Origin of the sequence: Haloferax litoreum (assembly GCF_009674605.1) — an archaeon.
Classification (GTDB): Archaea; Halobacteriota; Halobacteria; order Halobacteriales; family Haloferacaceae; genus Haloferax; species Haloferax litoreum.
In genome coordinates this window covers 2116015-2138607 of sequence record NZ_WKJO01000001.1, presented here as the reverse complement: position 1 = coordinate 2138607, position 22593 = coordinate 2116015, and the positions used below count along the sequence as shown (strand labels likewise).

Here is a 22593-nt window from a genome sequence, read left to right as displayed (position 1 = left end):
ATCGCAATGCCGCAGACAGTCAGATGGGGGTATTGACCTGCAATCGCATGAGAAAGATTTATGTCCGTTAATCGGCCCCACATACCATGAGGATAGTTATCAATGGGTATCGCCGAAACCTACTCCCGGGGCAGGGAATTCGCTATCGAGCGTCCGTTCGCGCTCGTACTCGGAGTCATCGCAGCAGTACTGCTCGGTGACCTTCTCCTCGGGCTTGCAACTGGGCAGACGCAGTTTGCCGATATCGGCACGCTCGTCTGGGATGGTCTGATGCGGGGGCTCGTAATTGGCCTCGCGGGCATCGGGTTGTCAATGACGTACAGTATTCTGAACTTCGCTAACTTCGCGCACGGGGATTACATCACCGCCGGGGCGTTCTCCGGGTGGGCAACCACGTACCTCATCGCCGGCCTCGGCCGAGCAGACATCGGTGCGCTGCTCCTCGTCGGTGCTGGTGGGTCGGTCTACGGTGGGACCATCGGCATCGGGATGCTCTCGACGCCGCTGGCTGTCGTCGCCGGTATCGTCGTCGCGGGCGCGTTCGCCATCGCGCTGTCGCTCGGTGTCGACCGGTTCATCTTCAAACCGGTGCGGAACGAGGACGGCATCACGCTGCTCATCACGAGTATCGGTGTCGCGTTCGCGCTCCGCTACCTGATGCAGTTCGTCTTCGGGTCGGACGTTCGCGGAACGACCGCGCAACCGCCGTCTATCGGACTGTACCTTATCGACGGGACAGTCTTCATCGACGCGCACGACATCACGCTCCTCGTCATCGCTTCCGGTCTGATGATTGGCGTCCACCTGCTCTTGCAGCGGACGAAACTCGGGAAGGCCATGCGTGCGATGGCCGACAATCAGGACCTCGCACTCATCACCGGTATTCCGACCGAGCGCGTCGTTCGCTCGACGTGGATTATCGGCGGGGGCCTCACGGGAATCGCCGGTTACATGTTCATCCTCTGGAAGGGAACCCTCGGCTTCAACGATGGGTGGCTCTTGCTGCTTCTCATCTTCGCCGCGGTCATCCTCGGCGGTATCGGTTCCATCTACGGAGCGATTACCGGCGGCCTCGTCATCGGCCTCACCGCCTCGATGGCGGTTCTGTGGATTCCGTCGGCGTTCGCTCGGGCAGCAGCCTTCGTCGTGATGATTGTCATCCTGCTCGTGAAACCGTCCGGTCTCTTCAGTGGGAGGTCGACCGCATGAGCGTCAGAGACGACATCGCCGCCCGTATTCCGGGTGGCGACGCGGGTCTCATCGTCCTGATACTCGCGTCTGCGTACCTGCTGTACATCTTGGCGGGTATCGGACTCGGGTACGACCTCCGCGGGCAACTCAACTCTATCGCGACGCTGACGTTCTACATCGGCGTCTTCGCGATGCTGTCGCTCGCGCTCAACCTCCACTGGGGATACACGGGGCTGTTCAACATCGGTATCGTCGGCTTCATGGCCGTCGGTGTGTACGTGATGGCCTTCGTCTCGAAACCGGTGTTCGTCGCCGGCGGCGCCGCACAAGTCGGTGGACTCGGTCTACCGCTGTGGGTCGGTATCATCGCCGGCATGCTCGCCGCCGCGATACTGGGGCTGGTGGTCGCACTGCCAGCGCTTCGGTTGCGGGCGGACTACCTCGCCATCGTGACCATTGCCATGTCAGAGATTGTCCGCTTCAGTTTCCTCTCTGGTAACCTCCAGGAGTTCACCCTGTTCGGAACGAGAGTCGGGTTCGGTGGCGGGTCGGGGCTCATCCTCGACTTCGTTCCACCGCTCGAAGCGTTGTTCCGCTCTGTGGGTCTCTGGGGTGCCTACCTCGGGTTCGTCGATGCGTTCCAGACTATCGTTCCGCGGAATCCAAAACCGGTCGTCGACGGTCTCATCTACGGGGCGTTGCTCCTCGGATTCGTCGCCGTGTACTACTGGCTTCTCAAGCGGACCGGTGAGTCGCCGTTCGGCCGGGTTCTCAAGGCGATTCGCGAAGACGAAGACGTGGCCAACGCACTCGGGAAGAACACCGACGGCTTCAAAATCAAGTCGTTCATGCTCGGCTGTGCCCTCATGGGCCTCGCCGGCATCCTCTGGCTCATGCCACAGGGTGCTGTGACGCCGAACTTCTTCCGTCCGCGCGTGACGTTCTTCGTCTGGATTGCCCTCATCATCGGTGGAGCAGGGTCCAACACTGGGAGCGTTCTCGGCGGTGCTGTGTTCGCCGCGGTGCTCTACCAGGGGCCCCGGTACTTCCAGAACCTCGTGGGAACCGTCTTCCCCAACCTCGACTCGCCGTCCGGGTTCGGACAGGCGATTTCACCGCTCATCTCCCAGTTCGACCCCGTGCCACTCATGCTCTACACGGTCGACAGTATCCGACAACTCCAACTCGTGGTGATGGGTCTCGTCCTCATCTGGCTGATGCACAACCGGCCGGAGGGACTCCTCGGTCACCGCAAGGAGACGGCCTCTGTCATCTCGCTCGACCGTCCGAAGTCGATGACCGCCGCCGATGGCGGTACCGATGGAGAGGTACGGACAGACGGTGGGGTCACCGAAGACGACAGCACGGCCGCTGTCGAAGGAGGTGTCTCTGATGAGTGACGCTGCCAACCCACCGGCCGACGACGTCGCGAACGACGCCGACGATGGCGCACTCGGTGCGTTCGCGTCCGGCGTCGAGACGACAGAGCAGTTCCCCCTGCAGGTCGAGGGACTCCGCAAGTCGTTCGGCGGCATCACCGCCGTCGACGGCGCGTCCTTCGAAGTCGAAGCGGGGACGCTCACCGGTCTCATCGGCCCGAACGGGGCCGGCAAGTCCACGACGTTCAACCTCATCACGGGGATGCTCAAACCCGACTCGGGGACTGTGACGTTCAACGGCGAGAACATCACGGGTCTCGAACCCCACGAAATCGCGAACCGTGGCATGGTTCGGACGTTCCAAATCGCTCGGGAACTGAGTGATATGACCGTCCTCGAGAACATGATGCTCGCGCCGAAACAACAGCGGGGTGAGAAACTGTGGCGGTCGGTCGCACCGGTCGTCCGTGACGACGTTCGCGAGCAAGAAGAAGAACTCCTCGAACGTGTCTGGGCAGTCCTCGACTTCTTCGACATCGACCACATCGCACACGAGTACGCGGGCAACCTCTCCGGTGGCCAGCGGAAACTCCTGGAGATGGCACGGGCACTCCTCACGGACCCCGACATGCTGCTCCTCGACGAACCGTTCGCCGGGGTCAACCCGACACTCGAAAAGAAACTCCTCACGCACATCCACGAACTTCGCGAACAGGGCTACACGTTCCTGCTCGTCGAACACGACATGGACCTCATCATGAACAACTGTGAACACGTTATCGTCCTCCACCAGGGGAAGGTTCTCACTGAGGGGACGCCCGACGACATCCGGAGCAACGAAGAGGTCATCGAGGCCTACCTCGGAGGAAACGTATGAGCGTCGACGCGAACACCGACGCGACCAGCGGTGCAGGAGTGGAGGACCGCAGCGACGTCCTCCTGCGCGTCCGCAACCTCGACGCGGGGTACGGCGACCTGCAGATTCTCACCGACGTCGACATGGACGTCTTCGACGGCGAATACGTCACCATCGTCGGGCCGAACGGGGCCGGCAAGTCGACGACGATGAAGTCCGTCTTCGGACTCACCGCCCTCATGGGTGGGACTGTCCAGTTCCAAGACGAGGACATCACCGGCCGACGACCCGAAGAAATCATCCACGTCGGCATCGGGTACGTCCCACAGAACGACAACGTCTTCCCGACGCTGACGGTCGAAGAGAATCTCGAGATGGGCGCGTACATCCTCGACGAGGTGCCGCAGGACGCGATTCGGGCGGTCTACGACCGTTTCCCCATCCTCGAAGAGCGGAAACACCAGAAGGCAGGGACCATGTCCGGCGGGCAACAGCAGATGCTCGCGATGGGTCGCGCACTCATGCTCGACCCCGACCTGTTGCTCCTCGACGAACCGTCTGCGGGTCTCGCACCCGACCTCGTCGAAGAGATGTTCGACAAAATCGACGAAATCAACGAGGCCGGCACGGCCATCTTGATGGTCGAACAGAACGCGAAGGAAGCGCTGCGACGCTGTGACCGCGGGTACGTCCTCGCGAACGGACAGAACCGCTACATGGACCGCGGGTCGGCGCTCCTCGAAGACGAACAGGTCCGACAGGACTTCCTCGGCGGGTAATCTTCGGCAATTCCTTTTTGGCAGTTGGACGACGCGGAGAGTCGTCACTCAGCTACAGAAGTACTGGACCGTCTCGACAGATGGGACGCCGTCTTCGATGTGTATCGTCGCCTCGCTGTGCCAACATTCACAGGCGACGTAGGCGGCGGTATCTCTCCCAGCGTCTGTCTCGACAGTGACCTCGTATTCGTCACCGAGTGGCAGCGTTGCCGTCAACCGGTCAGTTCCCGGTGCGACGGTCTGTCTCGTCTCTGCGACCACCTCGTCGCGGTTCGTAATCGTCGCCACCACCTCGGACGCCGCCTCGTCCTCGTTTTCGACGGGAAAGACGACTTCCTGTGGCCACCCACCGCCGACGCCGAGTGTCCCGTCTTCGGCGACGAGTACCGCCAACGTTGGCCACCCCCACGACTCGGGAACGCGCCACTCGTCGATAGTCTGCCGCCCGTCTGCCGTCTCAACGACCACGTCGTAGGTTCCATGTGAGTCCACGATGGGGTCGGTCGTGGTTTGCCGTCCACTCCCGAGTTCGAGTATCCGGTCGAAAAATCGGTCTCCGTCGTGTTCGAGTGCGACGGTGAGCGTCACATCCTCGTCGCTCTCGTTACGCACGTCGAGTCCCGGTGGGACGAAGATGTCTTCCGCACCGGCGATAGTGTACGGAAAGTCCGCACCGAGGGGGTCACTGGTCGTCACCTCGACGACTGAAATCGTCTCGTCAACCGTGACGACGAAGGTGAGAAATTGGGCGTTCGGCGAGAGTTTCCAATCGGACTCGAATCGGTCGCCAGAGTCGAGTTCAGCGACGATATGGTACGTCTCACCGGGGGTGAGTTCGCCGCCCATTCCTCGCTTGCCGACTCCGTGCGTGTTCACCGTCCGCGTGATGACCGGGTCACCGCCACGGGTGATGGAAACCGAGAGGAACCGCTCTCGATAGATGCGGCTTTCGACAGTGAACCGAACGACCGGTTCTCCCGGTGTCTCCACGCCATCGTCAGGGGATGTCTCTGTCGCCTCGTCGGACACGGTTGTGTCCTCCGGGGTCGTCGTTGTCGTCCCGAGACAGCCGCCGGTGCCGACCAGAACTGAACTAGAGAGAACCCCGAGGAGACGGCGTCGATTCATCGTCTACACGTCTCGACGTGCGGTGAAATGTCTACTGTCCGTCACGGTCTGGAACCGAACGAGAGCGCTACCGCTCTCACCACTTTGCGTCGAAAGAAAAATCCGAGTTTTGCGCTTAGTTCTCCGGACCGGAGAGCGCCGACTCGATGACCGAGGAGTACGAGGATTCGCCGATGTTGAAGGCGACCTGGTTGTACACTTCGCCGTCGAACTGGTCTGCGAAGACGTTCGAGAAGCGCTCGGAGAGCTGCTGACCGTAGTCGTTGTTGACGAACAGCGTCGAGACGGTGCTGACTTCGAGGCGTTCGGCCATGACCTGCGCCATGACGCGGCCCTGCAGGAAGTCAGACGGCGCAGTCCGGAAGATGAAGTCGTTGTCTTCGAGGTTCGAGACCGACAGTGCCGTCGAGGACGGCGAACAGCCGACGATCTCGTTCGGGATGAACGCCTGCTGCGAGACAGGGACGTTCACACCGGACGACGCGGACCCACACACAGACGGCACGCCTGCGGAGACAAGCGACTGTGCAGCGGAGACACCAGCGTCCGGGGACGTCTGCGTGTCTTCGATTTCGGCGTTGACCGAGAGGCCTGCCGGGTTGGCGTCGTTGACCTGCATCACCGGAATCTGGGCGGCCTGAATCATCGGCTGACCGACTGCGGCAAGGTCACCGGTCTCCGGCAGCAGGATACCGACAGTCATCTCGCGGTCGGAGCCACCGGGACCGCTGTCCGCCGCCGGACCAGCACCATCGGGGCTCTCGCCTTCGAAGGACTGCTTTTCGACGTCCGTGGTCGCGTTGTTCGCGGCGTCGAACTCCCAGATGGAGTACGCTGCCTCTGCCGGGTCACCCTTCTCGTCGAAGTTGACCGACGAGGACGCGCCCTCGTAGCTGATGTCTTCGCCGTTTGCGGCCGCTTCGACACCTTCGACGAGGTTGTCTGGGCCGACGGTCATGCCGCCGGGGTTGGCGACGCGACGCATCTGTTCTTTGATTGCCGGACCGGAGTTCTCACCGGCCGCGGCGTTCGCGAGGAGCTGAACTGCGACGGAGTCGTAACACTGGGAAGTGAAGACACCGGGTGCCGCACCGTACTCGTCTTGGAACAGTTGGTTGAACGTCTCCTGATTCGGACCGCCTGCCGCCGGTGCCGTCCCGGTTACGTTCGCCATGTCGTTCCCGACCTGTCCGGGCATCGACCCGGAGCGAAGTCCGTCAGGAACGAGGATTTCTTCGCTCCCGTCGGATGCGCTGTAGTAGTCACGGAACAGCTGGATACCACTTTCCGGGTAGCCGATGACGACGAGCCCTTCGGGGCCGCCGCCACCGCCGCCGCCTCCGATACATCCAGATAGTCCAGTCAATCCTGCCGCGCCCGCGGCTCCCACTCCCTTGAGGAAGTCGCGGCGTACGATATCACGTACCATGTGTGAGGCAATGGCAACTCCCCCTTATAAAATTTACTCCCTACGTTTCGGCGTCTCTGGAAATTGCGGGTGACGGCGGTACGAGACAGCACTGATTGTCATCGTCAATCACCGTGTATTAAATAAGAAGAGTGAGAACGCCGTGAATCGCTGCGTTCAAACCGATTGCCGGGTGTCTTCTGGTAGATGACCATCCCGTCGTTCGTCATCGGCATCGCCGGGGGCAGTGGTGCCGGGAAGACCACCGTGGCCCGACTCATCACCGAGAACGTCGGTGAGTCTGTCACGCGGATTCCGATTGACAACTACTACAAAGACCAGAGCCACCTCGAGATGGCCGAACGCGAGCAGATGAACTACGACCATCCCTCCGCGTTCGAGTGGGACTTGCTGCGCGACCAACTCGCCGAACTGCTAGAGGGCCGCCCCGTCGAGATGCCGCAGTACGACTTCGAGGTTCACAACCGCAAACCCGAGCGAGTGACCGTCGAACCGACCGACGTCATCATCCTCGAAGGGATTCTCGCACTCTACGACGAGAACGTCAACGAGATGCTCGACTTGCGTCTCTACGTCGAGACGGACGCCGACGTTCGAATTCTCCGCCGCATCCAACGCGACGCCATCGACCGCGGGCGCGACCTACAGGGCGTCATGGACCAGTACCTCTCGACGGTCAAACCGATGCACGAACAGTTCATCGAACCGACGAAGAAGCACGCAGACCTCATCATCCCGGAAGGCGCGAACAGCGTCGCCGTGACGCTCCTCGAAGAGAAGGTTCAAGCCGAAGTCGAAGGCGACGAGACGCGGACGTGGGAACGCGAGGCTATCGAACAAGAGGTCAAAGAACGAACCGCGTTCGACGGGCCGACCAACTAATCGCCCGCAGAGAATCGAGAAATCGCTGTTCGGTCGTTACGCCTTCTTGCCCTTGACGAACTTGTCCGCGCCTTCGTAGAACCAAAAGCCGTTCTCGCGCATCGCTTTCCCGACGGCCTTGTGCAGTTCGACGAAGTCGCCGAACTCCTCGCCTTCGACGTGTTCGAAGATGTCTGCGAGCGAGACGACACGTTCGTAGTCGAGTCGAATCGGGTCGTCGCCGAATTCGTCGACGAACGCCGCTTTGTTCAGCGGGAAGTCCTCGTCTTCGTCGATTTTCTTGGCGATGACTGCCTGGCCGTACTTCCGGCCTCCTTCGCTCCCTTCTTCGCCGTCCGGGTCGTGTGGCCAATCCATACCCGAGTGTTGGGAGGCCGATTCAAAGCCGTTACGCATTTGTTGATATCTGTCATGGAAAATTCAGTGTCGGTGCCCGGCGCTGTCGTCGCTCTCACCACGAGAGAATGGTGTCGCGTTTACATTTTGGCAGGGGTCCTCTCTCTAGGCATGGCCACTTCAGGAACCTCACGCTCGGCGGCGTCGATGCGTTTCGAGGGCGGACTGAAACCCCTCGGTGCGTTTCTCGTCGTCACCACAGTGCTCGCAGCAGTCCTCGTCGTCGTCACCAACCGGTTCTTCGGTTCGGGGCCAATGTCCCCACTTGAGACGGTCCTCTATTTCGCACTCGGGTACGGCCTCATCGGGTTCGTCGCGTGGCGTGCGCTTCGCCGCGAAGGGCTTCGACCGTCGAATGTCGGACTCTCGCTCCAGAACGTGGTTCCGGGCGTCGTCCTCGTCGCCGCGATATGGGCCGTCGCAACCCTCCTCGGCGCTCTCGCTGTGGGAGGTGACGTCGAGGGTGGAATCCCCGCAGGGCTCACCGCCGCGAAGTGGCTCAGCCTGGTCGTTGCGCAACTCATCTTCGTCGGCCCAATCGAAGAGTTCGCGTTCCGTGGCTACTTCCAGAACAAGTTCGTGGCGCTCTTCGACGGCGGGACGGACCGAACGCGAAAAGTCGTCAGTATCCTCGTTGCGACGGTCATCTTTGCCCTGTGGCACATCCCACAACGACTCGTCGTCCAGGGACTGTCCCTCCCTGACCTCGTCCCCTCGCTCGCCGCCCTCGTCGCATTCGGACTCCTGTTCGGCGTGATATACGAACTCACTCGGAACGTCGTCTTCACCGGCGTCCTCCACGGAACGTTCAACTTCCAGCCGATTCTGGTACTGGGAGACAGTGGCGAACCCGTCACCGAGGTGATGCTCTTCGTCCTCCCACTCATCGTCGTCGCGGTGTGGGGCTACCGACGGTGGGCCACGGGTGCCCGACAGGACGACTTCGGCGTGCAATCCGGGCCGTCGATGGTGGCCGCGGATGGAGGGCCGTGAGCGAACGCTCGCCACGACCCCACGTCACAGGGATTTCTTCATACAGACGGCCGTCGAAGGGCAGAGGTCGTCGAACTCCGTCGTTTGCTGAATCGTTGCGGGCGGGTCGGTTCGCTCGATTTCCTCGTAGCCACGGTCGGCGAAGAACTCGCGGGCCGTCGTCGTGAGTAGGTAGAGCGTATCGATACCCTCGGACTGTGCCTCGGTTTCGAGCGCGTCACACAGGGCAGTCCCGAGTCCCTTCCCGCGTGACTCGGATTCGACGACGACTGACCGAAGCAGTCCATCGGGACCGTATCGCTCGATGCCACCGACACCGATTGGCTTCCCACCAGCGTCTCCGACGTAGAAACAGTCTGGCTTCGACCGAACGTCACGCGACGGTAAATCGTTGGCGTCGAGCAGGCTTTCGACGTACGAGAGGTTGCTTTCGGCCGGGTGGAGGGTCACACGCTCGTCGCTCATAGCTACTGTCGCACTCTCGAACGGCTAATGTCTTCTCCCGGTGCGCGATGCTCGCTGGGTTGGTCGCGTCAGAATGCGGTGGGACTGGGATTGTGAACCTCACTCGCAACGCTTCGCGTTGCTCGCTGATTCAAATCCCAGCCCGGTTCCTATGCACACGTTCACCGGAGACGCGCAGCTAAACCTGCGCGTCTCGGTTCTCTGAGAATGCGGTGGGACTGGGATTTGAACCCAGGATTCCGTGAGGAAACCTGCTTTCAAGGCAGGCGCGTTAGGCCGCTCCGCCATCCCACCTTCGACCGACACTTTCGATTCAGGTACCTAAGACCTGTCGCTCTCGATTAGTCGCGGGCGAGTTCGAGGACCCCGTCGGTCGATTCGACGCGAAGGCCCTCCTCGAAGACGAACGTCGTCGTGTGCTCGGGGACGACGCGCTCCGATTCGACCCGCGAGCGGAGAATCGGGACGAGTGTGGCGAGGTCAGCACCCGTCTCGACCACCGAAAGCATCGGGATGTAGTCCAGCCCCAACTCCTCGTCGTCGGCGCGTTCTGCCAGCGTCTCGACTGCAGGGGCCTCGTACACGTCGGTGAAGTCGAGCGGTTCGCGGAAGCCAGCGAAGTAGACCCGTCCTTCGGTCGACGGACCGAGCACCACGGGCGTACTGCGGAGTTTCATCGCCGCGCTGTCGATGTGTGTCCGACCGAGTTGTGGCACGGTTGGACGGACGACTGCCACCGAATGAACGTCTTCCTCTTCGAGGAGGTGCGTGACGGTGTTTCCGGCGCGGGCAGAGAACGACGACCCGACCTGCGGTTCGAATCTGACGTCGTCGGTTCCGCCGAGTGCGTCTGCGACGACGCTGCGAATCTCGGCTTCGGACGAGTGCTCACCGACGAATTCGTCGGGGATGTCGTTGTCAGTCCGGTAGTTGACGAGTAGGTCGCCGCCCGAGCGCTGGACGGCGATGCAGATGTCTTTCAGCATCGCGGCGTAGAGGTCTGCGGCGTCGTCTTCCGTGAGTGGACTCGTCGCTGCGAGGTCTGGAAGAACCAATCCGGGCCGTGGTGGTTCGGCGAGGACGGCGATGACGGTCATACTCTCTCCTCGCGCCGGCGAACCCTTGAACCCGCCGCTTGTCGTTGCCCGTGTCAGCGACTTCGGCGGCCCTTCGTCTGGCGGTAATCCCGCTCGAAGACCGACTCGCGGACGTGCTCGACGAACGCCTCGGTGTCCGCGTCAGCCTGCTCGGCCGGGTCCATCATCGGCACGAGTTCGAACCCGCGCCCGCGGATGGTCGTCGCGTGCTCAGCCTCGATATCGAAACTGTCCACAGAGCGCGTCGTGTAATCGAACGCGAGTGCTTCCAGCGCGGCCTGTCCCACGGGGACGATGATGTGCGGATTTATCATCCGTATCTCGGCATTCAAGAACGGCTCACACGTCGAAATCTCGTGTTCTGTCGGCCCGCGCTCGGGGTGACGACAGCGAGTCAGGTACGTGAGAAACACGTTCTGCACGTCGGGTTCTTCGGCGTCGGGGTCGGACCGCGAGAAGCCGAGTTCACCGAGAATTCGCTGGACTCGTTCGCCCGCCTCGTCGCCGGTGAAGGGGACACCAGTCCGCTCTGCGTCGGCACTCGGTGCCTCGCCGACGAAGAGGAACTCCGCGCCCACGTCGCCGTACCCGTGGACGACCTGCTCGCGGGCCGCACAGAGGGCCTCGCAGTTGGTGCAGTCGGTGTCCATCGAGAAGGGGTTCCGGAACTGGCGTTGGTGTGCGTCCACACGCTCCCTTTCGACTCTGGAACCAAAATCGACGCGGTCTGTGCAGTCGGCCCAGCACGCATCGAGTTCGCTTCGCTCAGTCGAACGCTGCCGAGCACAGCTCGGCATGCTCGATTTCACTACGTTCAATCGAACGCCGACAGCGACGCATCCCGCCCCGGAGAGAGATATCGGCGAATGCGCTGTCGGTTCCACCCGAGTGGTGAGACGACGCTCTCGGCCGCCCGAATCAAGAGACGGTCGTAGTAGTCGACGTCGACGTCGTCCGCGCGGGGACGCTCGAAGTCGAGTCGAACTCTGTCGGTGTCGCGCCCGTCCTCGTCGGCGACGACGTACCGGACGGACTGACCCGGTTCGCGTGGCACTCCGAGTTCGACGGAACGCTTCCCGGCAGCGGCGACGAGCGTGTTTCGGTCGTAGTCCGCGGGTGCCCGCGAGAGGCGACTCGTCACGAGTAACTCCTCGGTTGGAACGTCGCTCCGTCGGAGACGGGCGCGGTGGCGGACCAGTCGGTCACAGACCGCCGCCGGGCCGCGGTGTCTGTCGAGCGTCGAAATCAAGTCACGTTGGGCGTCGGCGACGAACGTCGGCGTGCTTCGCTGGCGAATCTCGACGCCTTTGTAGACGTAGTCGCCGCCGTTCGTTCGGCCGAAGTAACGCGTGAGCGCACCGCGGTCCATCTGACGCGTCGGGACGAAACACACCCAGTCGTACGTCGCTTCGACTTCCAGCGGGATGCCACAGTCGTCGGTCACCGTCGCTGCGAGGTCCGCAGGCGGTTGCGGGTCCTCGTAAGCCTGCGCAAGCCACAAGCTATCGACGATGCCGTGGACGACACGCCACCCGGCGTCTTCTGCCGCTTCTTTGGCCCGCAAGAGCAGGTCGCGGGCGACGGCGTTGATGGCTTCGTGGCACTCGATGCGGCCGAACTTCGCGTTCCGGTAGCCCTGATACCCGAAACACGAGACGAGAACCCACTTGATGGCACCCGACTTCGCCCGCGCAGAGGCGGCGGCAGACTCGTCGCCCGTTGCAGTTGCTTCGCTGACTTCGCGTTTGAGTCGTCGTCTGTCGGCGAGAAGCGGTTCGAGCACGTCGGGGAGGAACCCGCGGCGGTCACAGATGGCGTAGTCGAGTTCCGGGATGTCGGCGCGCCCGGCGTGACAGTCGCATCCGAGCGTATCCGGCGAGATATTCCACTCACAGATGATACGGGGGTACAACGAGGCGAAGTCGAGTTCGACCACATCCTCGTGGAGGCCGACAACCGGGTCGAAGGTGAACCCGCCGCGGTCGGCCGCGTGGAGCGTCTCGACGGATTTGAACGTCTCCGGCCGGCGCTTGTTCCACGGCACGAGCACGTCGCGGTCCATCGCTTCGCGCACTTGCATCGCCGTCAGCACGTTCCCGATGCTCGCCCACGACGCCTCTTGCAGTGGTTTCCACGAGCGCTCGACGAGGTAGCACAGGCCGTCGAGGCGTGACTCCGCCCACAGGAAACTGTTCCCGGTATCGACGATAGCCCGCCCCGGAACGGCGTATCTCGCCGGCGAGTGTCGGACCGTCCCGTAACTCACGACGGTGTTCTGGCGGGCGAGTCGTTCGAGACCACGGTTCGGGTCGCGACTGAGTGGACAGTCGAGTTCGAACTGCGCGGCGCGGTCACGAAGGAGTGGCAAGAGGCGCGCCGAGTTCACGACGAGTACGTCCGGGTCCTGTTCGGCGAGTGTTTCGGCGACTACTTCCACAACGCCGCGTTCGTCGCCAGCGACCGGGTCACCGGCGACAGACAGCACCGAGAGGTCGCCGTCGGCGAGTGACTTCTGCGGTAAGGAGAGCCGAAGTGTGCGGGGACGACGAGATGGGACCGGGGGTGTCTCGGTCTGCACACAGTACCGAAACCCCGGCGAGAGGTCCACGTTGTAGAAGCGGACGGCACCAGGCGAGACCCGGCCGAGCAAGTCGTCGCGGAGGCGACGAGCGAGTCGGCGGACACCTCGCGGGGCCACGAGAGCGACGCGGAGCACCTCGGTTCGCTCGCGCGAGTCGAGGCGGGGGTACAGTCGTTCGTAGCCGACCGATGCAACGGTGGGGTCGGCGCGGAGACGCCGACAGAGGTCGGTGAGCACCGACTCCGGCCCGGAGACGTACAGTTCTGGGGTGTAGTCGGTCACGCGGTGCGAGCGGGCACCGTCGTCGGTGAGGTGCCACTCGACGACATCGTCGCCGTCGAAATCGACCGCGAACACGGTTACTCGCCCGTGTCGTCGCTGGCGTCTGTGATGGTCTCTGGGGTGGTGTCCATCTCTGTACCGACGCGCTCACGGAGGCGTCGCAGTTCGCGCTCCTGCGAGAGGAGCATCGAGAGGACGACTGCACGATGCGGGTCGGCGGGGTTCGCGTGACCTGCCGCCGCAGCGTGTTCGTGCGCGCGCTCGAACAACCGGTCGAAGTCGGCCTTCGCCTCCGCACGGAGCGCACGGCGGTACGGCGACCACGACTCGCGGTACCGTCGGAGTGCGTCCCGATAGGTGGGATTCGTCCGGCCCATCACCATCCCTCCGCCGCGACTGCGTCGAGCGTCGGAACGGTGGTGGGACCGACGTGTGCGAGGTCTCCCTCGGGCGCGACACCGAGCAGTTCGACCCAGTACGGAATCGTCGTCTGCCAGTAGCCACGGTGGTGATACACGAGCGTCTGCACGTCCTCGCCGGTGAACGCCACGCCCTCGCGGGTGTCGCGACACTCGACGGTCCGGTCCGCAGTGTTGGCGAGTACGTCGCTAAACTGGTCGTCCGTTCCCTCGCGTGCGGTCACGAGTATCGGGACAGACAGCGACTCGGCGAGTGCATCGAGGATAGTCACCGCCGAGTCGAACAGCGTCCGCGCCTCGCCCGCAGGGACGTCTGGGTCGCGGTAGAGCGCCGGCAGTTGCGGGACGACGATGAGCGCCGTCCGCGACGAGACACGCCCCGGAAGCGACGAGACGAGTTCGTGGTGCTGGTAGGCGGTGAACGCACGGGCGATTCGGAGGCCCCGGAGCGTCCGTCTGGACTGTGCGTGTTCGTAGAGCGCGTGCGTGACGGCGTCGTTCCGCGAATCGACCCAGTAGGCGCTCCCGTCACGCCGGGCGAGTTCGGCGGTCACCAGTCGGTGGAGCGCGTGGCGGCCCTCTCGGGGACGCCTGAGGAGCATCACCCCCGGTTCGAGTCGCGGACACGCCGACGGCGTGTCAGTTCCCATCTCGGTTCGTACGTCGTGGTGTGGCGTGTAAAGTGCGAGCCATGGGTGCAGAGTGAAAGTGAAATTGTCGGGTTGGGGCGGCTCAGAATCCGAGTGGTGTGTTGACGTGCGAAAAGAGTGTCTGGCGCGAGTGAAAGTGAACGCGGACGGAGTATCCGAAGGAGAGAGACGCGACTTACCGGTCGAGGCCGCCTTGAGCTTTGATGTCCATGATGTGGCGGACGTTGAGGTAAATCTCCTCTGGCGAGGTGTCGCCGTCTGGGTCGTAGAGGTCGCTCACGCGATAGAGGATGGCCGACACCTGCCGACTCTCCGACGAGTCGCCGTACACGTCGTCGGCGATTTCGCGGATGAACGCCATCTTCTCGGGGTCCGCGGGAAACTCGGCGTCCGAGTCGGGGGCCATCTCCCAATCGACCTCGCCCGGGTCTTCACCCTCGCCTGCGTCCTGTTCGGTGGCCGGTCGTCCGCCGTCGCTCATTGCTCGCTGACCCTCCGGCGCTGGATGATGCCGGTCATGTCCGCGACGTTCTCCGTCATCACGCGGAAGGCGTCGGCCGTCTCGCTGTCGTCTTCGAGGACGATGGGTTTTCCGCCGTCGCCGCCTTCGCGGACGGCCGGGTCGAGTGGGAGTGCGCCGAGGAACGGCAGGTCGTTCGACGCGGCGAACTCGCGCCCGCCACCAGCGCCGAAGATATCGTGGCTGTTGCCACAGTCAGGACACCGGAACGTGCTCATGTTCTCGACGATGCCGAGGACGTTCGTGTCGTGCTTCCCGAACATGCGAAGTCCCTTGTTGGCGTCGTCGAGGGCGACGTTCTGCGGCGTCGTGACGATGACTGCACCGGTGAGCGGGAGCGTCTGAAGGATAGTCAGTTGCGTGTCGCCCGTGCCCGGTGGCAGGTCGAGAACGAGGTAGTCGAGGCTGCCCCACTGCACGTCGTCGACGAGTTGGGTGAGCAGTTGGTGGACCATCGGACCGCGCCAGATGACCGGGTCGTCCTCGCCGACGAGGAACGCCATCGACATGAGCTTCATGCCGTACTTCTCGGGCGGGATGATGGTCTGGTCCTGCGTCGCCTGCGGTGCCTCTTCGGCGGCGACCATCCGCGGCACGTTCGGCCCGTAGATGTCCGCGTCGAACAGGCCGACGCGCGCGCCGAGTTTCGACAGGCCGGCGGCGAGGTTGACCGCGACGGTGGACTTACCGACGCCGCCTTTCCCGGAGGCGACGGCGATGATGTTCTTGACACCCGGGAGGACTTCTTCCTCGTCGGGCGCGCGGTCATTCGGAATCTTGGCCGTGAGGTCCGCTTCGAGGCCCTCGTCGGCGAGAATCTCTCGAATCTGGCGGCCGATGTCGGACTCGGTCGGGGAGTACGGTGCACCGAGTGCGAGCGAGATGCGGGCGGTGTCGCCGTCGACGTCGATGGCGTTCACCAGTCCGAGCGAGACGATGTCGTCTCCGAGGTCGGGGTCCTCGACCGCACGCAAGAGGTCGCGTACGTCGGATTCGTTCATGTCGGTTCATCCGGCGGTGTGGCCGATAAGGGTTTTGTAAGGTGTGGTCACACAGTATCGGATACCCTCCACGCGGTTGACGCGAACGTTTCCGAATTCTGGTGAATGGTAACCAATACCACTTACGTCGTGGTCCCAATCGACAGCGAATTTATCAACGTACACTGCCAGAGTTCGACGTATGGTGCTGGTCGACGACTTCGGGCGCGAGGTAACCGGAGTCCGTATCTCTCTGACAGACCGATGTAACTTCGACTGCGTCTATTGCCACAACGAGGGGTTGGGCGACACGCGCGGGCCGATGGACCCCTCCGACGAGGAGATGAGTGCCGACGACGTGGTTCGGTTCCTCGAAGTCGTCGAGGAGTACGGCGTCCGCAAGGTGAAGTTCACCGGCGGCGAACCGATGCTCCGCGCCGACCTCGAAGACATTATCCGTCGGACGCCGGACTCGATGGAGACGTCGCTGACGACCAACGGGACGTTCCTCGGTGACCGCGCAGACGACCTCGTCGCGGCGGGCCTCGACCGCGTGAACGTCTCGCAGGACGCCCTCGACCCCGAAGCGTTCGCCGAGATTACCAAATCCGGCGCGTACGACAAGGTGATGGAAGGCGTCAAAGCCGCCGTCGAGGCCGGTCTCACCCCCGTCAAACTCAACATGGTCGTGTTCACGAAGACGGCCGGGTACGTCGAAGAGATGGTCGAGTACGTCGCCGAGAACGAGGGCCTCCAACTCCAACTCATCCAGTACATGCCCGAACTCACGGGTCGTCCGGACTGGAACATCGACATCGACCGCGTCCACCGGTGGTTGACCGACCTCGCCGACGACGTGGAGGTACGCGACATGCACCACCGCCGCCGCTACTACGTCGGGAAAGGAATGGTCGAAATCGTGGACCCCGTCGAGAACCCCGAGTTCTGTGCGAACTGTCATCGCGTGCGCGTGACGCACAAAGGATACCTCAAGGGCTGTCTGAACCGCAACGACGACCTGCGCCCGATGGGCGAGATGACTCGCGAGGAGATTCGCGAGACGTTCGAAGCAGTCGTGGAAAACCGCGTGCCCTACTACGGCGAGTACCTCGTCCGCGACGGCGACGGCGACTGGGTCATCAACGAAGAGTACATCGGCGTCTGAGCGGCGGGCGAACTTTTCTCGGCGGGCGACGTATCAGCGTTCATGACACCGACTGTCGAGCGACTGGTCCTCGCCACCGACGGAAGCGACAACGCCGTGCGCGCGGCGGACCACGCACTCTACCTCGCCGACGCCTTCGACGCCGGACTGCACGTCGTCTCTGCCGCCGGTGCACCCGACGGGACACTCTCCAGAGTCGCCGACTCGGTCCGCGCGAGAACGGCCGTCGAAGCCGAAGAGGCCGTGGCAGCAGTCACGCGGAAAGCCCTCGTGACCGACGTTCCCACGACGACGGCAGTCGTCGACGGGTCGCCAGCGAGAGTCGTCGTCGAGGCCGGACGCGACGCAGACGTACTCGTCGTCGGCCGACACGGACGCACCGGACTCGGCCGGTTCCTCGTCGGGTCCGTCACCGAACGCGTTCTCGACGACCCGCCGACGGTGACGTTAGTCGTCCCGGCAGAAGCAGACGCGACGCCGTCGTACGAGACGATTGCACTCCTCGTCGACGACTCGCCCGTCGGTCGTGCCGCCGCGACGCGGGCAATCGACGTCGCGAGCGCCACCGGTGCCAAACTCGACCCACTCGCCATCGTCGACAACCGTTTCAGCGACGCACCCGGGTTACGTCGCGCACTCGAAGACGAGGCACGCGGCCTCGTCAAGGACATCGCCGTCGAGGCCGCACGCGCGGCAGTCGAATCCGCTGCGACCGTTCGAACCGGCGTCCCGGCAGCCGAGTTGCTCGACTTCGTCGACGAGGTTGGTGCTGACCTCGTCGTGGTCCCCACCGACGCATCTCGCTCACTCGACCGACACACTGCGACGAGCGTCGCTCGGCGCGTCGTTCGCCGTGCGCCTGTCCCGGTCCTCGTCGTCCCGAAGGGGTCCGTGACGCGGCACCCCGGTGTGGAGCGGACAAAGAGCGACGAATAAATTTCTGGAGGGTTTTTTGAAGTTTCGTTCAATTTATATTCGTTCGCTCCTCAGAACCCGATGTTGATTGTACGTTCAGTCAGTCGGGGCGACCCGGCGTGAGCGTGCGTCGGTAGTCACCCCACCCCACCCAACAACCAACACACTCTCCCCACCCCGTATCTCACCCGAACGCCAACCAACCACCTCCAAACACCCCACTCAACTCACCACCGTTCCCACTCCATGAAATTCTCACGAGCACTCGTCGTCTTACTGGTCGTCCTGGTCGCTATCCCGAGTCCAGCGATGGCCGGCATCGTCGGTGAACCGAATCTTCAGGCATACGCGCCGAGCAACAAACTCGTCCCCGGGCAGGAGACGCCCCTGAACGTCGTCGTCACGAACTACGGCGGCGACACCGAATACCGACAGTTCACCTCGTCGGAGAGTTCTGCGTCGCTCTCGGACCAGCAACGCGCGAAACTCGAAGCGCAGGTCCGGTCCGCCCGGAACGTCCGACTCACCCTCAAGTCCGGTGACGCACCGGTCGAGGTGAACACCGCGACGCTTCCGGTCGGCGACATCCCGCACGCGACACAGCGTGAAGCGACGTTCTCCACGTCAGTCAAGGAGAACGCCTCGCCCGGCACCTACGACATGACGCTCGCCGCCACGTTCGAACACGACGAATCCGTTCGTGACAACGGCGACGTGCAGAACGAAGAAGACAAGACAGTCAAGATTCCCGTCACCGTCGTCATCGAAGAAGCACCGCGCTTCGAAATCGTCTCCGTCGAGACCACCGCACAGGTCGGCGGAAGCGGGACGACGACAGTCACCATGCAGAACGTCGGGTCCCAGACGGCCTACGACTCCTCTGTCGCGCTGACCTCGCAGAACTCCGAAGTCACGTTCGGACAGGCCGCGAGTGCGACCAGATACGCCGGTGAATGGGGCGTCGACGAGACGCGCGAACTCGAATACGAGACCGTTGTCGCTCCCTCGGCGGCAGTCCAGCAGTACACCCTCTCGGCAGTCGTGAACTACGAAGACGAAGACGGCGTGCCCCAGCAGTCCAAGAACCGCGCGACCGGTGTGACACCGCTCGCGGAACAGTCGTTCTCGCTCGACGAGACCGATTCGACGCTCCGCGTCGGACGCGAGACGACGGTCAGCGGCACTATCACGAACGATGGCCCACAGACTGCCCGTGACGCCGTCGTCGTCATCTCGTCGAAGTCCCCCAACACGAACATCAAAGAGACCGAGTACGCCCTCGGAACGCTCGACGTGGGCGAGTCCGCGGACTTCGCGTTCTCGGTCGAAGTGACCGACTCGGCAGACGCCGGCCAGCGGCAACTGAGTTACACCGTCGAGTACCGCAACCCCGACGGCGACACCCAGCAGTCGAAGGCGTTACTGATGAACGCCGAGGTGAAGCCCAAACAGAACCTCTTCGGCGTGGAGACGAAAAACGGGTCGCTCGAAGCGGGAAGTCCCGAGACCATCACGCTCGTCGTGACCAACAATGGCGACGAGACGTACCGGAACATCGACGCGAAGGCCTTCGCCGACAGTCCACTGGCCCTCGGTGACGACACCGCGTTCATCCAAGAACTCGAACCCGGCGAGTCCACCGAGGTTCCCCTCGAACTCTCCGCCAGTGCGTCGGCGAGTCCGAAGACCTACTCGTTCGATATCGACTTCGAGTACGAAAACGAGGACGGTGAGCGCAAACTCTCCGACTCGTACCCCGTGGCAGTCGAGGTGACTGAATCGACGGGCGGCGGTGGTATCTCGATGCCACTCGTCGGTGCCGTCCTCGTCGTCGGCCTCGGCATCGTTGGCTTCCTCTGGTACCGCCGGTAATCGCCCCACCTCTCCCTCACAATGATTGACTACGAAGTGTACGTCGACCGCCTCGGTGGGTACATCACTGCCCACCCCGGCAGAGTCATCGCCCTGTTCTTCGTGGCGACGCTCGTCTTCGGGGCCGGCCTCGGAAACATCTCGACCGACGCCGGTACCTCACAGTTCACCGATAGCTCGCCGGCACAGGAGGCACTCGACGACGTCAACCGCGAGTTCTCCCCCGCGTTCGAGACGAGTTCCGGGAGTACCCAACTCATCCAACAAGATTCGAACGTCCTCTCGAAGCCGGCGATGCTCGACATGTTGCGCCTCCAAGAGCGCATCATGGACCGCCCGAGTCTCCGCGCCACGTCGGCGTCGAGCGTCGCTTCGACTGTCGCCCAGACGCTCGACCCGTCGGCGACCACACTCGAAGAACAGATTGCCGTCCTCGAATCTTCGTCGCCCGCCGAGGTACGTGCCGCAGCGAAGCAGGCGACGGCGAACCCCAACGTCGCCTCGCTCCTGAGTAACGACTTCAACCGTGAGTCGGTCAAGGCCTCCTCGACTATCGGCGTCGTCAGCCACGAAGTCCCCGGCATCTCGTCGAGCGCCGGAACCTCGGGGACGAGTCCGATGACGGACATCCAAGTCGAGATTCAGACGATGACCTCCGTCGCAGAGAGCGATATCACCGTCTTCGGGAGCGGCATCATCTCCAGCGAGTTGGGCAACGTCATCGCCGACTCGCTGTTGCTCGTCGTTCCCGCCGCGGTGCTCCTCATCTTCGGGTTCCTCGTCATCGCCTACCGCGACCCCATCGACCTGCTGCTCGGGGTCATCTCGCTCGGCTTGGCGATTATCTGGACCTTCGGGTTCATGGGACTCGCAGACATCCCGTTCAGTCAGATGCTCATCGCGGTGCCGCCGCTCTTACTCGCGGTCGGTATCGACTTCGGCCTGCACGCCGTCAATCGCTACCGCGAAGAGCGTGTCAAGGACGTTGCGCCCGTGCCCTCGATGCGGACGACGGTCAAACAACTCTCCGTCGCGTTCTTCATCGTGACCGGGACGACGGTCCTCGGGTTCCTCGCGAACGTCACGAGTGACCTCGGCCCGATTCAGGACTTCGGTCTCGTCGCCGCCGTCGGCATCCTGTTTACGTTCCTCGTCTTCGGGGTGTTCCTCCCCGCGGCGAAACTGTACGTGGACCAACTCCGCCAGAAGTACAACGTCCCCGAGTTCGCCTCGGCACCACTCGGCAGCGAAGGTGGCCTCCTCGCCCGCGTCCTCTCGGTCGGTGTCTTCATCGGTCGTCGAGCACCGCGTGCGTTCCTCGTCCTCGTCCTCGTGACGACTGTCGTGGCGGGGTCCTACGGGACGGGCGTCGACACGTCGTTCTCGCAGGAGGACTTCCTGCCACCCGAAGAACAGGCCGATTACCTCCAGCAACTTCCCGAACCGTTCAAGCCCGGTGTCTACACGGTCACAAAGGACCTCAACTACCTCGAAGACAACTTCGAGACGACGCAGGGTGACAGCGTGACGATATACATCGAAGGGCAATTACGGGAAGACTCGACGCTGGAGATGATTCACCGAAACGGTGAGGACCCACCGGAGACGTTCATCACCGAGGACCGCCGCGCCGAATCGACGAGTATCGTCACAGTCATCCAGAGTTACGCCGCGCAGGACCCCGAGTTCGCGGCGCTCGTCGCCCGCAACGACGCCAACGGAAACGGCGTCCCCGACGACAACCTCGACATGATATACGACGAACTCCTGTCGTCGCCCGTCTCCGGACAGGCGTCCTCGTACATCACCGAGGACTACCGGAAGACCCGAATCGTCTACACCGTCGAAGGCGACGCCGAGCAAGACGCCATCGTCGCCGACGGACAGGAAGTCGCCGACCGTCTCCGGATGAGCGGGGTCGCGACAGGGAACACCGTCGTGTTCAAGGCCGTCTCGGACACCATCTTCATGTCCGCCATCCAGAGCCTCGTCGTCGCACTCGTCGCGACGGCGGTGTTCTTGGTCTTCATCTACCAACTCCTCGAAGGCCAGTGGACCCTCGGTGTGGTCAACCTCGTTCCCATCGTCGTCACCCTCGCACTCCTCGCGGGGTCGATGCGCTACTTCGGCATCCCGCTGAACGCGCTGACGGCGACGATTCTCGCCATCGCCATCGGGTTGGGTATCGACTACTCCGCCCACGTCGTCCACCGATTCGCCGACGAGTACAACGAGGGTTCCGACCTCTACGAGGCACTCCACTTGACCGTCGGCGGGACCGGTGGCGCACTGACCGGAAGTATGCTCACCACGACGACCGGTCTCGGCGTCCTCGCAATCGCCATCACGCCCGTCCTCGGACAGTTCGGTATCGTGACTGCGTTGAGTATCTTCTACTCGTACCTCACCGCGCTCGTCGTCACGCCGCCTGCGCTCGTCGTCTGGGAACGGCTGACACAACGTGAGACGACCACCGCGGCGACCACGTCCCCCTGACGCACCCTCAACTGCATGCAATCGCCCCTGTCCCCCTTCGCCCGAACCGCCCGCAAAACAGCCCACTCGGACGCATCGCCCGCCGGTTCGCGCTCACACGCGACGCACGCGAAACAAC

The 22593-nt window shown here is 63.2% G+C and carries 21 protein-coding genes and 1 tRNA gene; 10 read left to right on the top strand and 12 right to left on the bottom strand.

Features of this window, described 5'->3' with window-relative positions; all coding sequences use genetic code 11:
• Positions 1 to 270 precede the first annotated feature (270 nt).
• Genes GJR96_RS11035 through GJR96_RS11020 form a run of 4 tightly spaced genes read left to right on the top strand, consistent with a single transcriptional unit; the run spans position 271 to position 4205 of the window.
• Complete coding sequence (locus GJR96_RS11035; protein WP_191965897.1) at positions 271 to 1209, top strand: branched-chain amino acid ABC transporter permease; 939 nt, start codon at positions 271 to 273, stop codon at positions 1207 to 1209.
• Positions 1206 to 2591 carry a branched-chain amino acid ABC transporter permease gene (locus GJR96_RS11030; RefSeq protein ID WP_151162972.1) on the top strand — a complete coding sequence of 462 codons (1386 nt, stop codon included), beginning with the start codon at positions 1206 to 1208 and terminating at the stop codon, positions 2589 to 2591. The genes GJR96_RS11035 and GJR96_RS11030 overlap by 4 nt, the downstream gene beginning before the upstream one ends.
• Positions 2584 to 3447 (top strand): ABC transporter ATP-binding protein, encoded by an 864-nt coding sequence (locus tag GJR96_RS11025; RefSeq protein WP_151162971.1) that lies wholly within the window; start codon positions 2584 to 2586, stop codon positions 3445 to 3447. The genes GJR96_RS11030 and GJR96_RS11025 overlap by 8 nt, the downstream gene beginning before the upstream one ends.
• A complete protein-coding gene (locus GJR96_RS11020; RefSeq protein ID WP_151162970.1) occupies positions 3444 to 4205 on the top strand; it encodes an ABC transporter ATP-binding protein in 762 nt (253 codons plus the stop codon). Before GJR96_RS11025 ends, GJR96_RS11020 begins: the two co-directional genes overlap by 4 nt.
• Before the next feature lie 48 nt (positions 4206 to 4253).
• On the opposite strand, the gene GJR96_RS11015 is transcribed toward GJR96_RS11020, so the two are convergent.
• Complete coding sequence (locus GJR96_RS11015; RefSeq protein WP_151162969.1) at positions 4254 to 5333, bottom strand: hypothetical protein; 1080 nt, start codon at positions 5331 to 5333, stop codon at positions 4254 to 4256.
• Positions 5334 to 5448: 115 nt separating this feature from the next.
• A complete protein-coding gene (locus GJR96_RS11010) occupies positions 5449 to 6762 on the bottom strand; it encodes an ABC transporter substrate-binding protein (RefSeq protein ID WP_151162968.1) in 1314 nt (437 codons plus the stop codon).
• A 186-nt stretch (positions 6763 to 6948) separates the two neighbouring features.
• On the opposite strand from GJR96_RS11010, the gene udk reads away from it, so the two are divergent.
• Positions 6949 to 7644, top strand: a complete 696-nt coding sequence (udk, locus tag GJR96_RS11005; protein WP_151162967.1) for a uridine kinase — start codon at positions 6949 to 6951, stop codon at positions 7642 to 7644.
• A gap of 36 nt (positions 7645 to 7680) precedes the next feature.
• Here the strand turns inward: udk and GJR96_RS11000 are convergent, their stop codons facing one another.
• Positions 7681 to 8001: a DUF5785 family protein gene (locus GJR96_RS11000; protein ID WP_151162966.1), complete on the bottom strand. Its 321-nt coding sequence runs from the start codon at positions 7999 to 8001 to the stop codon at positions 7681 to 7683.
• 150 nt (positions 8002 to 8151) lie between these two features.
• Here GJR96_RS11000 and GJR96_RS10995 point away from each other — a divergent pair, with 150 nt between their 5' ends.
• On the top strand, positions 8152 to 9033 hold the full coding sequence (locus GJR96_RS10995) for a CPBP family intramembrane glutamic endopeptidase (RefSeq protein WP_191965849.1): 882 nt from the start codon (positions 8152 to 8154) through the stop codon (positions 9031 to 9033).
• Between the two features lie 24 nt (positions 9034 to 9057).
• On the opposite strand, the gene arsN2 is transcribed toward GJR96_RS10995, so the two are convergent.
• The 9 genes from arsN2 to GJR96_RS10950 form a co-directional block, all read right to left on the bottom strand.
• A complete protein-coding gene (arsN2, locus tag GJR96_RS10990) occupies positions 9058 to 9498 on the bottom strand; it encodes an arsenic resistance N-acetyltransferase ArsN2 (RefSeq protein ID WP_151162964.1) in 441 nt (146 codons plus the stop codon).
• Positions 9499 to 9708: 210 nt separating this feature from the next.
• Positions 9709 to 9792 (bottom strand) — tRNA-Ser (locus GJR96_RS10985).
• Positions 9793 to 9839: 47 nt separating this feature from the next.
• Positions 9840 to 10595, bottom strand: a complete 756-nt coding sequence (locus GJR96_RS10980) for a TIGR04282 family arsenosugar biosynthesis glycosyltransferase (protein ID WP_151162963.1) — start codon at positions 10593 to 10595, stop codon at positions 9840 to 9842.
• A gap of 53 nt (positions 10596 to 10648) precedes the next feature.
• Positions 10649 to 11284 carry a uracil-DNA glycosylase gene (locus GJR96_RS10975; protein ID WP_151162962.1) on the bottom strand — a complete coding sequence of 212 codons (636 nt, stop codon included), beginning with the start codon at positions 11282 to 11284 and terminating at the stop codon, positions 10649 to 10651.
• A gap of 125 nt (positions 11285 to 11409) precedes the next feature.
• Entirely contained in the window at positions 11410 to 13533 is a 2124-nt protein-coding gene (locus GJR96_RS10970; protein ID WP_151162961.1) for a type B DNA-directed DNA polymerase, read from the bottom strand.
• Between the two features lie 2 nt (positions 13534 to 13535).
• Entirely contained in the window at positions 13536 to 13835 is a 300-nt protein-coding gene (locus GJR96_RS10965) for a hypothetical protein (RefSeq protein WP_191965848.1), read from the bottom strand.
• Complete coding sequence (locus GJR96_RS10960; RefSeq protein WP_151162960.1) at positions 13835 to 14527, bottom strand: hypothetical protein; 693 nt, start codon at positions 14525 to 14527, stop codon at positions 13835 to 13837. The genes GJR96_RS10965 and GJR96_RS10960 overlap by 1 nt, the downstream gene beginning before the upstream one ends.
• A 175-nt stretch (positions 14528 to 14702) precedes the next feature.
• On the bottom strand, positions 14703 to 15008 hold the full coding sequence (locus tag GJR96_RS10955; protein WP_151162959.1) for a hypothetical protein: 306 nt from the start codon (positions 15006 to 15008) through the stop codon (positions 14703 to 14705).
• Positions 15005 to 16048 (bottom strand): Mrp/NBP35 family ATP-binding protein, encoded by a 1044-nt coding sequence (locus GJR96_RS10950; protein WP_151162958.1) that lies wholly within the window; start codon positions 16046 to 16048, stop codon positions 15005 to 15007. Before GJR96_RS10950 ends, GJR96_RS10955 begins: the two co-directional genes overlap by 4 nt.
• A gap of 181 nt (positions 16049 to 16229) precedes the next feature.
• Between GJR96_RS10950 and moaA the strand changes: the two genes are divergently transcribed.
• The 4 genes from moaA (at position 16230) to GJR96_RS10930 (ending at position 22475) form a co-directional block, all read left to right on the top strand.
• Positions 16230 to 17192 carry a GTP 3',8-cyclase MoaA gene (moaA, locus tag GJR96_RS10945; RefSeq protein WP_151162957.1) on the top strand — a complete coding sequence of 321 codons (963 nt, stop codon included), beginning with the start codon at positions 16230 to 16232 and terminating at the stop codon, positions 17190 to 17192.
• Between the two features lie 42 nt (positions 17193 to 17234).
• Positions 17235 to 18128: a universal stress protein gene (locus GJR96_RS10940; RefSeq protein WP_151162956.1), complete on the top strand. Its 894-nt coding sequence runs from the start codon at positions 17235 to 17237 to the stop codon at positions 18126 to 18128.
• 225 nt (positions 18129 to 18353) lie between these two features.
• The gene (locus GJR96_RS10935) at positions 18354 to 19979 is read left to right on the top strand and encodes a COG1361 S-layer family protein (protein ID WP_151162955.1); all 1626 of its coding nucleotides are present in this window, start codon (positions 18354 to 18356) and stop codon (positions 19977 to 19979) included.
• Positions 19980 to 20000: 21 nt separating this feature from the next.
• Complete coding sequence (locus GJR96_RS10930; RefSeq protein WP_151162954.1) at positions 20001 to 22475, top strand: efflux RND transporter permease subunit; 2475 nt, start codon at positions 20001 to 20003, stop codon at positions 22473 to 22475.
• Positions 22476 to 22593 lie beyond the last annotated feature (118 nt).

Excerpts from the sequence above, each read along its gene's own strand:
- moaA (WP_151162957.1), top strand. The coding sequence starts at position 16,230 with ATGGTGCTGGTCGACGACTTCGGGCGCGAGGTAACCGGAGTCCGTATC.
- GJR96_RS11010 (WP_151162968.1), bottom strand. The coding sequence starts at position 6,762 with ATGGTACGTGATATCGTACGCCGCGACTTCCTCAAGGGAGTGGGAGCC.
- arsN2 (WP_151162964.1), bottom strand. The coding sequence starts at position 9,498 with ATGAGCGACGAGCGTGTGACCCTCCACCCGGCCGAAAGCAACCTCTCG.
- GJR96_RS10960 (WP_151162960.1), bottom strand. The coding sequence starts at position 14,527 with ATGGGAACTGACACGCCGTCGGCGTGTCCGCGACTCGAACCGGGGGTG.
- GJR96_RS11025 (WP_151162971.1), top strand. The coding sequence starts at position 2,584 with ATGAGTGACGCTGCCAACCCACCGGCCGACGACGTCGCGAACGACGCC.
- GJR96_RS10930 (WP_151162954.1), top strand. The coding sequence starts at position 20,001 with ATGATTGACTACGAAGTGTACGTCGACCGCCTCGGTGGGTACATCACT.
- GJR96_RS11020 (WP_151162970.1), top strand. The coding sequence starts at position 3,444 with ATGAGCGTCGACGCGAACACCGACGCGACCAGCGGTGCAGGAGTGGAG.
- udk (WP_151162967.1), top strand. The coding sequence starts at position 6,949 with ATGACCATCCCGTCGTTCGTCATCGGCATCGCCGGGGGCAGTGGTGCC.
- GJR96_RS10965 (WP_191965848.1), bottom strand. The coding sequence starts at position 13,835 with ATGGGCCGGACGAATCCCACCTATCGGGACGCACTCCGACGGTACCGC.
- GJR96_RS10940 (WP_151162956.1), top strand. The coding sequence starts at position 17,235 with ATGACACCGACTGTCGAGCGACTGGTCCTCGCCACCGACGGAAGCGAC.
- GJR96_RS11015 (WP_151162969.1), bottom strand. The coding sequence starts at position 5,333 with ATGAATCGACGCCGTCTCCTCGGGGTTCTCTCTAGTTCAGTTCTGGTC.
- GJR96_RS11030 (WP_151162972.1), top strand. The coding sequence starts at position 1,206 with ATGAGCGTCAGAGACGACATCGCCGCCCGTATTCCGGGTGGCGACGCG.
- GJR96_RS10995 (WP_191965849.1), top strand. The coding sequence starts at position 8,152 with ATGGCCACTTCAGGAACCTCACGCTCGGCGGCGTCGATGCGTTTCGAG.
- GJR96_RS10980 (WP_151162963.1), bottom strand. The coding sequence starts at position 10,595 with ATGACCGTCATCGCCGTCCTCGCCGAACCACCACGGCCCGGATTGGTT.
- GJR96_RS11035 (WP_191965897.1), top strand. The coding sequence starts at position 271 with ATGCGGGGGCTCGTAATTGGCCTCGCGGGCATCGGGTTGTCAATGACG.
- GJR96_RS11000 (WP_151162966.1), bottom strand. The coding sequence starts at position 8,001 with ATGGATTGGCCACACGACCCGGACGGCGAAGAAGGGAGCGAAGGAGGC.
- GJR96_RS10955 (WP_151162959.1), bottom strand. The coding sequence starts at position 15,008 with ATGAGCGACGGCGGACGACCGGCCACCGAACAGGACGCAGGCGAGGGT.
- GJR96_RS10935 (WP_151162955.1), top strand. The coding sequence starts at position 18,354 with ATGAAATTCTCACGAGCACTCGTCGTCTTACTGGTCGTCCTGGTCGCT.
- GJR96_RS10950 (WP_151162958.1), bottom strand. The coding sequence starts at position 16,048 with ATGAACGAATCCGACGTACGCGACCTCTTGCGTGCGGTCGAGGACCCC.